We start from the raw sequence: 13,761 nt of genomic DNA, 5'->3' as shown, positions 1-13,761 counted from the left end.
CGTGCAATGTATTCTTCTTAACTTCTTACTTCTGAGTATGAAGTGAGCTGTTCAGCTTCTCCTTTAGGAACTGCCCCGTATAGCTTGCCGCGCACTGTGCCACCTCCTCCGGTGTACCGGTAGCTACGATGTTTCCTCCTTTGTCCCCTCCTTCGGGACCGAGATCTATCACATGGTCAGCGCACTTCACCACATCCAGATTGTGCTCTATGATGACAATGCTGTGCCCGCGGCGTATCAGCGCATCAAAAGCTTCGAGTAGTTTCTTGATGTCGTGAAAGTGGAGTCCGGTAGTAGGCTCGTCAAAAATGAATAAAGTAGGATCGGCTTTTTCCTGACTGAGATAATATGCCAATTTCACACGTTGGTTCTCACCGCCGGACAAGGTGGAGGAGGATTGTCCTAATTTGATATATCCCAAACCTACATCCTGCAGAGGTTGCAGCTTCTTGACGATTTTCTTCTGCCCGTATTGTGTGAAGAACTCAACGGCCTGGTTAATGGTCATATTCAGCACGTCGTAAATATTGACGTCATGGAATTTCACTTCCAGCGTATCAGCCTTGAAACGTTTGCCGTGACAAGATTCGCATTCCAGTACCAGGTCGGCCATGAACTGCATTTCCACGGTGATTGTACCTTCACCTTTACATTCCTCGCAACGGCCGCCTTCGCTGTTGAAACTGAAATATCCGGCACTGTATCCCATCTGCTTGGCAAGTGGCTGCTCTGCCCAAAGCTTGCGTATTTCATCATAAGCTTTGATATAGGTTACAGGATTGCTGCGCGAGGACTTACCGATAGGATTTTGATCGACGAATTCTACGTTACGAAGATTCTGCAGATCTCCTCCGATAGAAGCGAATTCACCCGGCCGGTCACTGCATTCATCCAGTTCACGTTTCAAGGCGCGGTAGAATATGTCACGTACCAACGTACTCTTGCCCGAACCGCTGACTCCTGTTACAACAGTCATTACATTCAGGGGAAAACGTACATCCACTCCTTTCAGATTGTTTTCTCTGGCCCCTTTTATCTCTATGTAGTTGTTCCATGGACGGCGATGATCCGGTACAGGAATGGTTTCCTCACCTAAAAGGTAGCGGACGGTATAGCTGTCACTGTTTTTTTGCAAGTTGTTCATGTCACCCTGATAAACCACTTCTCCGCCCAAACGTCCGGCCTTAGGCCCTATATCGATGATGTAATCTGCCGCACGTATGATTTCTTCGTCATGTTCCACTACAACTACGGTATTGCCCAATTTCTGCAATTGACGAAGTACATGAATCAGCTTATCTGTATCCCGACTGTGCAGACCGATACTTGGTTCATCAAGGATGTAGAGACTTCCTACTAAGCTGCTGCCCAAGGAGGTGGCAAGATTGATGCGCTGACTTTCACCACCGGACAGAGAATTACTCAAGCGGTTCATAGTGAGATATCCCAAGCCTACATCCAGCAGGAATTGGATGCGGCTGTTTATTTCAGTCAAGATGCGGCGAGCTACATCAGCGTCATGCCGTTCCAACTTGAGATTGTCGAAGAAGATCTTCAATTCCGTGATGGGCAGATCCACCAATTCGGAGATATTGCGCCCGCCTACACGCACATAGCCGGCTTCAGGCTTCAGGCGTGTGCCGTGGCATTTGGGGCAAAGTGTCTTGCCACGATAGCGTGCCAACATCACACGATATTGTATTTTGTATTGGTTTTCTTGTACCATTTTGAAGAAAGCGTTGATTCCTTCAAAGTAAGGTGTCCCTTCCCAAAGCATCCGGCGTTGTTCGTCGGTCAGTTCATAATAAGGAGTAAAGATGGGGAAGCCGGCCTTTTCAGCTCCATGTATAACCATATCCCGCCATTCGCCCATTACTTCACCACGCCAGCATACTATGGCGCCGTCATAGACGGATAGTGTACGGTTAGGTACTACTAAATGTTCGTCTATGCCGACCACGCGTCCGAATCCTTCACACATGGGGCAGGCTCCGATGGGAGAGTTGAAGGAGAACATCTGGTCATTGGGCTCTTCAAAAGTGATTCCGTCCGCCTCGAATTTGGTGCTGAAACGGTATAGGCAAGTAGTGCCGTCGGGTTGATAGAAACGCAGTAGGCAAGCTCCGTCTCCTTCGTACATGGCGGTTTCGGCAGAGTCGGTCAGACGGCTGACAGAGTCTTTTTCGGAAGAAACCGTCATGCGGTCTATCAGCAGGAAAACCGTATCTTTTGCTTTAGGTTTGTATTCGTCAATACGTATCATTTCTCCGTTCACTTCCAGACGGTTGAATCCCTGCTTCATATCAATCTCCAGTTGCTGTTGCATATTGCGGCCTTCGCGTAGCAATATAGGAGTCAATATCGTATATTTCGTACCTTCTGGATGTTCCAGCACGCACTTCACTATATCTTCTGCAGAGTGTTTTTTCACTTCTTGTCCGCTGACGGGGCTGAATGTTTTTCCAATACGGGCATAGAGCAATCGGAAGTATTCGTATATTTCGGTCGAAGTACCTACTGTGGACCGTGGATTGCGGCTGCTAACCTTCTGCTCGATGGCGATGGCGGGCGGGATGCCTTTGATGAAATCACATTCCGGCTTGCTCATACGTCCCAAGAATTGCCGGGCATAACTGCTGAGGCTTTCTACATAGCGGCGCTGACCCTCTGCATACAGGGTATCGAATGCAAGCGAGGACTTGCCGGAACCGGACAAGCCGGTAATAACGACTAATTTGTTGCGAGGAATCTCTACGTCGATATTCTTCAGATTGTTGACGCGGGCTCCTTTTATGATAATTGATGTATTTTCTGCCATATCAGGGTCACTTTAAGTGATTTTGAGAGTGCAAAGATAACTACTACTGCGAAAAATCCCATCAGAATAGCAAGGTTAAGATTTGTTATACTTTCTGATCTCGGCTGAATTACTTTAGATAAAAGCATTAATTTCGCCTCGATGCTTAATCAATATTTGGAACATGATAAGGCATTATACAATTAAGTAAAAGCTATATTAAGAAATGCGAGTAAGATTTTTATTATGTGCATTCCTCTTATCATTGGTGGGCGGGGGGATATTTGCGCAAGTACGGACGCTGTCTGTACATCCTAAACGTGAGTTTCGTGCAGCGTGGATACAATCGGTCAATGGACAATTCCGTGGTGTGCCTACCGGGAAGTTGAAGCAGACTTTGATTGATCAATTGAATTCTTTACAAGAAGCCGGTATTAATGCCATCATTTTTCAGGTTCGTCCGGAGGCTGATGCGCTATATGCTTCGCAGTTAGAGCCGTGGAGCCGTTACCTTACCGGAATACAGGGAAAAGCACCGGAACCTTATTGGGATCCGATGCAGTTTATGATTGAAGAATGTCATAAGCGTGGAATGGAATTTCATGCATGGATCAACCCATATCGTGTGAAAACTTCATTGAAAAATGAGCTGGCTCCCGGTCATGTTTATAATATTCATCCAGAATGGTTCGTCACCTATGGAGACCAGTTATTTTTCGATCCTGCTTTGCCTGAAAGTCGAAGGCATATCAGCTTGGTGGTAGGCGATATAGTTTCGCGTTACGATGTCGACGCCATACACATGGACGATTATTTTTATCCTTATCCCATCAAGGGAAAAGATTTTCCTGATGATACCAGTTTTGCCCGCTACGGAGGTGGCTTCACGGATAAGGGTGATTGGCGTCGCAGCAATGTGAATCTTTTAATCAAGAAAATACATGAAACTGTGCGTGATGTAAAGCCGTGGGTGAAGTTTGGCGTATCTCCGTTTGGTATTTATCGCAATGAAAGCAGCGATCCTTTAGGCAGTAAGACGAAAGGATTGCAGAACTATGATGATTTATATGCCGACGTGTTGTTGTGGGCACGTGAGGGTTGGATTGATTATAATATTCCTCAGGTATATTGGCAGATAGGTCATCCGGTTGCCGATTATGAAACATTGGTTAAGTGGTGGGCCAAAAATACGGGAAACCGTCCTTTGTTTATCGGCCAATCCGTAATGAATACGGTGCAGAATGCAGATCCGTCCAATCCTTCCGTCAATCAGTTGCCACGGAAAATGGCATTGCAGCGTGCTTATCAGACGATTGGCGGCAGTTGCCAATGGCCGGCAAGTGCTGTGGTGGATAATGCCGGCAAATATCGTGATGCCTTGATTGCGGAATATCATAAATATCCGGCATTGCCTCCTGTCTTCGATTTTATGGATAATGAAGCTCCTGATAAGGTTCGTAAGGTTAAACCTGTGTGGACTGCTGACGGATATATCCTTTTTTGGACTGCTCCGAAATATAGGGAGGAAATGAACCGTGCAGTGCAGTATGTGGTTTACCGCTTCGGCGCGAAAGAAAAAGTAGATATTGACGATCCTTCACATATTGTGGCAGTCACTCCTAACAACTTTTATAAGTTGCCTTATGAAACCGGAAAAGTGAAATATCGCTATGTTGTAACGGCACTTGACCGCCTGCATAATGAGTCGAAATCGGTAGGGAAAAAGGTGAAACTCTAATATAGTATCAGCCCGGCTATCCCACACGCTACAATCATACCTATCGGATTGATTTTGTATTTTTTAGTTCCTATGAATGCAAGAAGGAAAATAGCACAACTGATAGCGAAAGAGTATATATCCTCAGCGGGAGAGCCAAAGTTCTCTGCATTCATCAATACTAATGCGGCAGAGGCCAGCAAACCTACTACCGCCGGTCGGAGGCCGCTGAACACGGCTTCCACTGCCGGATGTTTTTGATATTTAAGGAAGAACTTACTTATTGTCAGCATCAGTATAAAAGAGGGAAGCACTACGGCAAATGTTGCCATGACAGATCCCCACACACTCCCTGTCACTGTAAATCCTACGTATGTTGCCGAGTTGATGCCTATGGGACCGGGAGTCATCTGGCTGATCGCTACTATGTCTGTAAATTCTTGCGGGCTGAGCCAGTCATAGCGGGTTACTACCTCTCCCTGTATCATGGAAAGCATGGCATATCCACCTCCGAAGCCGAATAAACCGATTTTAAAAAAGGTATAGAATAACTGTAAGTATATCATAGTTCAAATAGTTGATAATGGATAAATCAAATAGAGCTTTCCGATGCGGCTAATTGTCAGTTTTCCGCTTCGGACTGTGGATACGTCCGAAACAGTAGCCTCCGATGCCGGCGGTAATAATAATCCATATAGGAGAGAAATCCAGCAGCCAAATGAGAAGCGCTGATAAAACCGGTATCCAGATATTGCGGCAGTTTATTTTAGCTGCCCTTGCCATGCTGAAGGTCGGTGCGGCAATCAATGCAACGACTGCTGGGCGGATTCCTTTGAATATACGTTCCACAATGGCATTGTCTTTGAAATTATGAAAGAACAGGGCTATTGCAAGGATAATGAGGAATGAAGGCAATATTGTACCTAATGCAGTGATTATACTTCCCCGAATTCCTTTTAGCCGGTATCCTATAAAAATGGAAATGTTGACGGCAAGAATACCCGGTGCAGACTGAGAGATGGCAAGCAAGTCAATAAAATCTTCTTTGGCTATCCAATTGCGTTTGGTTACAATCTCATTTTCTATAAGTGGCACCATGGCATATCCGCCTCCGATAGTAAATGCCCCGATTTTGAAAAAGATGAAGAACGCTTCGATATATATATTCATATTTAAAAAGTTATAAATCACTGCTGTCACTTATTGCTCTCTTGCTTGGCATACTGGCTTGGGCTTACTTTGAAATGTTTCTTGAATACTTCCCGGAAATATTTGGCATCACTGAAACCGGTCTTTTCGGCAATTTCCGTGATAGAATATTTGTGCTCTAATAGGAGTATGGAAGCGCGTTTCAGTTTGATTAACCGGATATAATCTCCCGGTGCTTCATCTGTCAAAGCTGTTATTTTGTTGTAAAAGCTGGTGCGACTCATGTTCATTAGACCGCAGAGCACCTCTACATTGAATCCCGGATTGTCCATGTTTTCTTCCACATGCTTTTTGACTGTTGCAATGAATTTCCAGTCAAGATCAGTGGAACAATTGATGCATCCCACATCATGTTTATCATCGTTCAGTTCGAGATTGGCATATTTGTGGCGCAACAAAGCACGGTTGTTGAGAAGGTTAGCTATGGTTGCGCGTAATATGCCTATGTTGAATGGCTTCACGATGTACTCATCTGCTCCGGTCTGCAAGCCTTCGATTATGTTTTTGTCAGCATTTAGTGCGGTAAGCAGTATAATGGGGATATGGGATGTTTCAATATTGTTTTTCAAAGTTTGGCATAGTTCGTCGCCTCTCATCTCGGGCATCATGATATCTGAGATGATGAGGTGTGGAAGATATTCATTTACAATGGCAAGTGCCATTTTCCCATTGGAACATACTTGTATGTGATATGTTTCCGATAATGTATTGCGCAGGTATTCTCTTAATTCATCATTATCCTCTACAATCAAGATTTTGGCAAGATTTTCACTGTTCTGTGGATGCTGCTTGGCCTTTTTATAAATTTGGGCAGAAGACGGAAAAGCAGATGTTTTGACTGGAACCCCTGAAGCGGTATAAATCACTCTTTCCATATTTGGATGGGGGCGGTGGATGGCCTTACGATAGTGCTTTTCACTTTTCGGGAAAGTAGCTTTAATGCTGAATCCTTTTCCTTCTGTACTGCTGAAATTCAGTTTGCCTTTGTGCAAAGATACAAGTTTAGATACCAGCAATAATCCTATACCACTACCGGTCACCTTGGAGTTGATGGCATTGCTGCCCCGAAAATGCATCTTGAAAAGTTTTTTTTGCTCTGATGCGGGAATGCCGATGCCTGTATCTTTTACCTCAAAGCTCCATGTGTCTTCTGTTTCGGCAGCATAAATGCGTACACTTCCTCCTTCATGAGTGTATTTCAGAGCATTGGATATTATATTCTTTAGGATGGAATCCATCTTGTCTTTGTCCATCCATATATTCAGATAGCGGAAGTTGCTTTCATAGGTCAGAGTGACATGTTTGATCTCGGCATACGAACGGAATGCATTGATCGTTTCTTCCATATAGGTGCTTAATTCGTATTCTGAAACGTATAAGTTACCGGAATAGGTATCTGCACGCTCAAAATTAATAAGATTGGTTGTTAGGCGCAGCAATGCATTGACATTGCGCAGAGCTGTATTCATATTGTCATGTCCGTTTTCACTCAATGTTTCACGCTCAAGAAGCTCCTCTAATGGCGCCTTGATCAATGTCAGTGGGGTACGGATGTCGTGTGCGGTATTTACGAAGAAATGAATTTTCTCATCGGAAATTTTCCTTTGTTTACGCATTACTATGACTCGTACGGTGACTCCAGCCAGGGAAACGATGATGATAGCATAAAAAATGAGTGCCCAAATGCTGAGCCAAACAGGTTGTTCGATGACAATATGCATGCAGCGCTCTTCAAGAACCACACGGCGGTCTTCATTGGAAATGGCACGTACGCGTAAGGTATATTCACCTGGGCTTAAATTTGTGAAACGTATGATATTCTCCTGACCAGGGCGACTCCATCCGTCATAAAAGCCTTCTAATTTCCATGAGTATAGTATCATTGACGGGTAATCATAGTTGATGGAAGACACCTGCAATGAGAAAATGTTCTGATTGTATTTCAAATGCAAACTTTCCGTATCATCAATATCCAGAATTAATGGAGAACCCTCATCCTTAGGATATACTGTTTGATAAAATACCCGTAAGTCACTGAAAACCATTTTGAATTTATAGTTACGGGGGAGTTCCATGCTTTTGTTGAATTCAATAGCTCCATCCGTGCTGCCAAAAACAAAATCTCCGTTCTTTCTCAAGGTTCCTGAAGTTGCGTTGAAATGGTCGGATTTTAATCCCTGTTCCTTTGTCCAATTGCGGAATATCTTTTCTATGGGGTTGAAGCTGGTCAGGCCATTTTCCGTACTGAGGAATATGTCTCTGTTTCCATCATATAAAATTGTGTATATATTGTTGGAAATCAAAGCGCAATTATCCTTGTGATAATGGTCAAATGTATCTTTTGCCGCATTGTATATCAATAATCCTGCATTGTTTGTGCCAATATATAGCAGTCCATCCGGCATCTGATATAATGAATAGATATAATAGGACTCTACGGGTAACTGTATTTGGCGGAATTTACCGGTTTCTTTTTCCAATAAATATAGACCGGTGGCAGTACCTATCCACATGTGCTCAGTATCTTTCTCTACGATAGTCGTGATGCCGCTTAGTTCGGGGAAGTATCTTATGTTTTTGTGTACATAGTCTATTTCCTTTAGATTGTAATATCCTCCGGACCAGATTTTCCCATCGGATGCTTTCAACATGGCACGGATATATTTGTCCGGACGGATGTTTAACTTGCTGAATAAAGATGGAGTGAAGAAATCGACAGACAGCTTCTTTTTGTTTATTTGATAAATGCCCGAACTATAACTGCCTGCCCAAATGATACCGGGAGATACTTCACATAAAGATATAAAAGTATTGTTTTTGATAGAAACCGCATCAAATCCGCTGAGGAAAGAATGCCATTGCCCTGTTTTGCTTATATAGAGGCTTATGCCATTGTTGGTGGCAAACCATAAATCACCGTCTGTGTCTTCGATGACTGCATTTACTTGATTATTGACAAGAGATTGCTTGTTCCCAATGGAGTGTTTTATCCATTGGTAATCTGCGTATTTATTGTTGCGTACAGTTATGCCTATGGGATAATTGGCCATCCATATACGTTGTTCATCATCAATGTATAAGTCATTTATGGTATTTCCATTCATTGCATTGTATCGGTTGTAGTCAGCAGTGATATATGGCATGCATTCATAGGTTTCTGTATTCATTTTATAAACTCCGGCTCCATCTGTTGCGATAAGAATCTCTTTGTCGCCGAAGGCTCGGATACAGTTAATGCTAACATCCGTCAGTCCGGCATGTAAGTACATGATTTGGTGCTTGTTCATATCATATACATACATTCCTCTTTGGAATGTTCCTATAAAGACTTTATTGGAAAGTTCATGGTAATATAATTCATTGATTTGAATCTTTATGAGATCCAGTTGAGCGCAAGGACTGAGTTTTAAAATATTATTAAGTAACTCGGCATAATGAATGCCGACATCTGTTCCGATGAAGTAATGGGTTGAATCTATTTGTACGATATCTGTAATCCTTTCTCCAATTTCATTTTGGATGAATGTCACTTTTTGGGTATTGCTGTTATACAGATATAATGCATCCTCATTGCAGAGCCATACAATGTCATTGGAGTCAATAAAGCCATAGCTTACAGGTGTGGGGCGTCCTTTCACTTCACTCTCTGGGAGTTTATATACAAGCCGGAAGCGGTCGTGTTTGGAATCATAACGGAAAACGCGTCCTTTTTTGCCTATTTCCCATAATGTTGTACCACGTGAATCCAGATATAGCCAATTCAGGTTCATCATTGAGTTTACTTCCTCATCTCCGTCCATCAATTTGTATTGCTTGAATTCTTTTCCATTGTATCTGTCTATGCCGTCATGGGTGAGAAACCACATATAGCCTTTCTTGTCTTTCTGGATAGCATACACCCTTCTATTACTTAGTCCGTCTTCCACCCCGATATATTTATATGTCTGGGCATTGCTTATAACTGGAAATAGTAGCAATATGCAGAAAAACAGGCATTTTCTCATAATGGTTGATGACGTTTGAGTGTTTATACCAATTAGGGGGGATTGCAAATTTAACACAAAAGTAATGCTTTTGTTTGAGAAAAACAAAAAGAGAATGAAGAAAGGAGTGCGGGATGAAGTAAAAAAGTGCCGGGACTTCTGGATAGTAAGAAATCCCGGCACATTAGCTATTTTGTGGCATTTATCACCTTTTCATCTTTTCCTCCACCCACTTGCGTGCATTGACAAACGCTTCTACCCAAGGAGTGATTTGGTCACTGTTCAGGCGATCTGCAGGATAACAGCCATTCTGCCACGGGAAGATGGAGCGTTCCGGATGGGGCATCATGGCAAGGTGGCGGCCGTCGGCACTTGCTAATGCTGCTACTGAATAGTCAGAACCATTCGGATTGCCGGGATATTCATCATAATTGAATTTGGCAACAATGTTGTATTTATCTTCTTCATACGGTAAGGAGAATTTACCTTCTCCATGAGCCACCCATACACCGATTTTGCTACCACTTAATGAACCAAACATGACACTGCGGTTAGTGGGAATAACAACGCTGACGAACTCAGATTCAAACTTGTGTGAGTCGTTATGCAGCATTTTGCCCTGTTTTTTATGTTCGGGGTTGATAAGTCCAAGTTCCATCATTAGTTGACAACCGTTACAAATTCCCAATGAAAGAGTATCTTCACGGGCGTAGAACTTGTCGAGGGCCTCTTTGGCTTTGGAATTGTAAAGGAATCCTCCTGCCCATCCTTTGGCAGAGCCAAGGACGTCTGAGTTTGAGAATCCACCAACGTACGTAACCATGTTTACGTCTTCCAATGTCTCACGCCCGCTGATGAGGTCAGTCATAGTTACATCTTTTACGTCAAACCCGGCCAGATAGAGTGCATAAGCCATCTCACGTTCACTGTTGGAACCTTTCTCGCGGATAACGACTGCCCGGATGCCGGTAGGGGTACGACGGTTCGGGTCAATATCATATTGTGAGAATTTACCTTTAAATTCTGGCTTGAATACAAATTCCAGAGGTTGCATCTTATAATTTTCAAAGCGTCTCTTGGCGCATCCATTCATAGATTGTTTGCGGTCAAGGAGATATGATGTGGAATACCACATGTCGCGCATATAGTCAACTCCAAACTGGTAGGTGACGTCGCTTTTTGACACGAGGATATGGCGTTCATCTGTCGGCTTACCAAGCTTGATATACCCCACACCTGCATCTTCTAAAATTTGTTTGACAGTTTCTTTGTGCTTGTCACTCACTTGGATAACGATGCCGGGATTTTCAGCAAACAGGATCTTTATAATATCTTTCTCCTTGATTTTATCCAGGTTGATTTCCATACCGCCTTCCATGTTGGCAAAGCACATTTCCAATAAAGTAGTGATTAGACCACCGGCAGAGATGTCATGTCCGGAGAGAATCAGTCCTTTGTTCACCAGCTCTTGTACGGCAAGGAATGCATCGCGGAAATATTCTGCGTCTTGTACGCAAGGTACTTCGTCGCCTACTTTGCCTAATGATTGTGCAAAGGCGGAACCACCTAACTTTAATTTGTCAAAACTGAAATCTATGTGATAAAGGGTGGTTTTTTCATCGTTGACTAAAACCGGGGAGACTACCTTTTTTACATCAGACACTTCACCGCCGGCAGAGACTATTACTGTGCCCGGAGCAATCACTTTACTTCCATCAGGATATTTTTGCGTCATGGAGAGAGAGTCTTTTCCTGTGGGTACGTTGATTTGCAGGGCGCAACAGAAGTCACTTAATGCTTTGACTGCCGTATAGAGACGTGCATCTTCACCTTCTTGTGAACGGCAGGGCCACATCCAGTTGGCCGAGAGAGAAACACTGTCCAGCCCTTCGGCAAGTGGAGCCCAGATCAGATTAGTCAAGGCTTCGCTGACAGAAAGAATGGAGCCGGCAGCCGGGTCGGCAAGTGCGGCCTGAGGAGCATGTCCGAGAGAAGTTGCGATGCCTTTTTCGCCACGGTAGTCCAAAGCTACGACACCACAATCGCTTAACGGTAACTGAAGTTCACCTTGACATTGCTGGCGGGCGATTTTGCCTGTTACGGAACGGTCCACCTTGTTGGTTAACCAGTCTTTGCAAGCTACTGCTTCCAATTGGAGCACATTAGCAATATATTCGTGTAATTTGGAAAGTTCATATTTGGGCATTTCGTAATGACGTTCCACTGTTTTGTCCACCATGTAAGTTTTTGGGGACGAACCGAACATTTGTTCTACGGCAAGGTCGAAAGGACGCACGCCGTCAGCTTGCTGGAAAGCAAAACGATGATCACCTGTGGTTTCTCCTACTACATACATCGGGGCGCGTTCACGTTCGGCTATTTGGCGCACATGTTCAATGGCTTTTTCTTCAATCAGTAAGCCCATACGTTCCTGGCTCTCATTGGCGATGATTTCTTTGGCAGACAAAGTTTTGTCACCGACAGGCAGCTTGCTCATATCAATTACTCCGCCACATTCTTCTACCAACTCCGACAAACAGTTTACGTGTCCGGCAGAGCCGTGGTCGTGGATAGAAACAACAGGATTGATATCCTCTTCGCAAAGTGCACGCACCACATTATAAGCACGTTTTTGCATTTCGGCATTGGCGCGCTGCACGGCATTTAGTTCAATGCCGCTGCTGTAACGTCCCGTATCTACGGAAGATACAGAACCGCCGCCCAAGCCGATGCGATAGTTGTCACCGCCGATGACCACTACTTTATTTCCGGCTTCCGGTGTACCTTTCAGGCAATCGCGTTGAGTACCGTAACCCACACCGCCGGCAAGCATGATTACTTTATCATATCCGTAAACTTCATCTTTCTCTTTGTGCTCGAAAGTCAGTACGGAACCACAAATCAAGGGCTGACCGAACTTGTTGCCGAAGTCACTGGCGCCATTGGAGGCTTTGATCAAAATTTGTTCCGGAGTCTGATATAGCCATTGGCGTACAGGAAGGATGTCTTCCCATGAACGTTCTTCGTCTGTACGGGGATAAGAAGTCATGTAAACGGCAGTTCCGGCTATGGGCCAGCTACCTTTGCCGCCACCCATGCGGTCGCGTATTTCACCACCTGTGCCGGTAGATGCGCCATTGAATGGCTCTACGGTTGTAGGGAAGTTATGGGTTTCCGCTTTCAGTGAGATAACGCTTTTTATGTCTTTCACTTGGAAGTAATCGGGCTTGGAATGATCTGCGGGAGCAAATTGTTCGATAACCGGACCTTCGGCAAAAGCTACGTTGTCTTTATAGGCAGAAATGATTTTATTAGGATTTTCTTGTGTGGTTTTCTTGATCATTTGGAAAAGGGAAGACTCTTGTTCCACTCCATCGATTATGAACGTTCCGCCAAAGATTTTATGACGGCAGTGCTCGGAGTTAATTTGGGCGAAACCGAATACTTCGGAGTCTGTTAGGGAGCGTCCCAAATCTTTTTCCATTTTTTTGAGATATTCCATCTCCTCTTTAGACAATGCCAGACCTTCTTTTTCATTGTACGCTTCAATATCTTTGATGTGTATGATCGGTTCCGGTTGGCGATTGGTTGTAAATACATTCTGATCCAAGCCTTTGTACATACGTTGCAGCATCGGGTCGTGTTCTGCATTCTCATCTTTTACGGGAAAATATTCCTCGATACGGATAATACCGTTCAGTCCCATGTTTTGGGTGATTTCCACAGCATTAGTACTCCAAGGGGTGATCATTTCGCGGCGTGGCCCTACGAAATATCCTTTCAGGTTGTCTTCACTTTCGGGGATGGCTTCTCCAAAAAGCCAGCAGAGTTTGTCGCTGTCTGCTTGAGTAAGTTCGTGGCCGCATTCTACGGCAAGCACGCTCTTGGATGGGGTTCTGAAAAAAAAGATCATAGCTATATTTACTATTTTACAATTTACGGTTTACGGATGAAGCCACTATTCTGTGTGTCTTCATCTTTTATTGACGGCAAAGATAAATAAAATCATTGGGTGAGGCGAATAAAAGAAGAAATAAAAATGTCAGCCGAATGGT

The 13,761-nt window shown here is 44.0% G+C and carries 6 protein-coding genes; 1 reads left to right on the top strand and 5 read right to left on the bottom strand.

The genetic code is table 11. From position 1 onward, the window contains the following. Positions 1 to 25 precede the first annotated feature (25 nt). Complete coding sequence (gene uvrA, locus BACHE_RS15280; RefSeq protein ID WP_013548616.1) at positions 26 to 2,818, bottom strand: excinuclease ABC subunit UvrA; 2,793 nt, start codon at positions 2,816 to 2,818, stop codon at positions 26 to 28. 205 nt (positions 2,819 to 3,023) lie between these two features. Here uvrA and BACHE_RS15275 point away from each other — a divergent pair, with 205 nt between their 5' ends. Next, positions 3,024 to 4,535, top strand: coding sequence for a glycoside hydrolase family 10-like protein (locus BACHE_RS15275; protein WP_013548615.1), 1,512 nt, complete (start codon positions 3,024 to 3,026; stop codon positions 4,533 to 4,535). Here BACHE_RS15275 and BACHE_RS15270 read toward each other — a convergent pair. From BACHE_RS15270 to purL, 4 genes are all read right to left on the bottom strand, one after another. Further along, the gene (locus BACHE_RS15270; RefSeq protein ID WP_013548614.1) at positions 4,532 to 5,080 is read right to left on the bottom strand and encodes a chromate transporter; all 549 of its coding nucleotides are present in this window, start codon (positions 5,078 to 5,080) and stop codon (positions 4,532 to 4,534) included. The two genes, BACHE_RS15275 and BACHE_RS15270, sit on opposite strands and share 4 nt — an antisense overlap. A 49-nt stretch (positions 5,081 to 5,129) precedes the next feature. Next, positions 5,130 to 5,684 carry a chromate transporter gene (locus BACHE_RS15265; RefSeq protein WP_013548613.1) on the bottom strand — a complete coding sequence of 185 codons (555 nt, stop codon included), beginning with the start codon at positions 5,682 to 5,684 and terminating at the stop codon, positions 5,130 to 5,132. Positions 5,685 to 5,710: 26 nt separating this feature from the next. Continuing rightward, positions 5,711 to 9,727, bottom strand: a complete 4,017-nt coding sequence (locus BACHE_RS15260; protein WP_013548612.1) for a hybrid sensor histidine kinase/response regulator transcription factor — start codon at positions 9,725 to 9,727, stop codon at positions 5,711 to 5,713. A gap of 184 nt (positions 9,728 to 9,911) precedes the next feature. After that, positions 9,912 to 13,619, bottom strand: a complete 3,708-nt coding sequence (purL, locus tag BACHE_RS15255; protein WP_013548611.1) for a phosphoribosylformylglycinamidine synthase — start codon at positions 13,617 to 13,619, stop codon at positions 9,912 to 9,914. Between the last annotated feature and the right edge of the window lie 142 nt (positions 13,620 to 13,761).

Source organism: Bacteroides helcogenes P 36-108 (genome assembly GCF_000186225.1).
Taxonomy (GTDB): Bacteria; Bacteroidota; Bacteroidia; order Bacteroidales; family Bacteroidaceae; genus Bacteroides; species Bacteroides helcogenes.
The sequence above is the reverse complement of the archived record's forward strand: the minus strand, read 5'-3'. Positions and strand labels throughout refer to the sequence as shown.

Coding starts and splice junctions, on each gene's coding strand:
- BACHE_RS15270 (WP_013548614.1), bottom strand. CDS start 5,080: ATGATATACTTACAGTTATTCTATACCTTTTTTAAAATCGGTTTATTC.
- BACHE_RS15260 (WP_013548612.1), bottom strand. CDS start 9,727: ATGAGAAAATGCCTGTTTTTCTGCATATTGCTACTATTTCCAGTTATA.
- purL (WP_013548611.1), bottom strand. CDS start 13,619: ATGATCTTTTTTTTCAGAACCCCATCCAAGAGCGTGCTTGCCGTAGAA.
- BACHE_RS15265 (WP_013548613.1), bottom strand. CDS start 5,684: ATGAATATATATATCGAAGCGTTCTTCATCTTTTTCAAAATCGGGGCA.
- uvrA (WP_013548616.1), bottom strand. CDS start 2,818: ATGGCAGAAAATACATCAATTATCATAAAAGGAGCCCGCGTCAACAAT.
- BACHE_RS15275 (WP_013548615.1), top strand. CDS start 3,024: ATGCGAGTAAGATTTTTATTATGTGCATTCCTCTTATCATTGGTGGGC.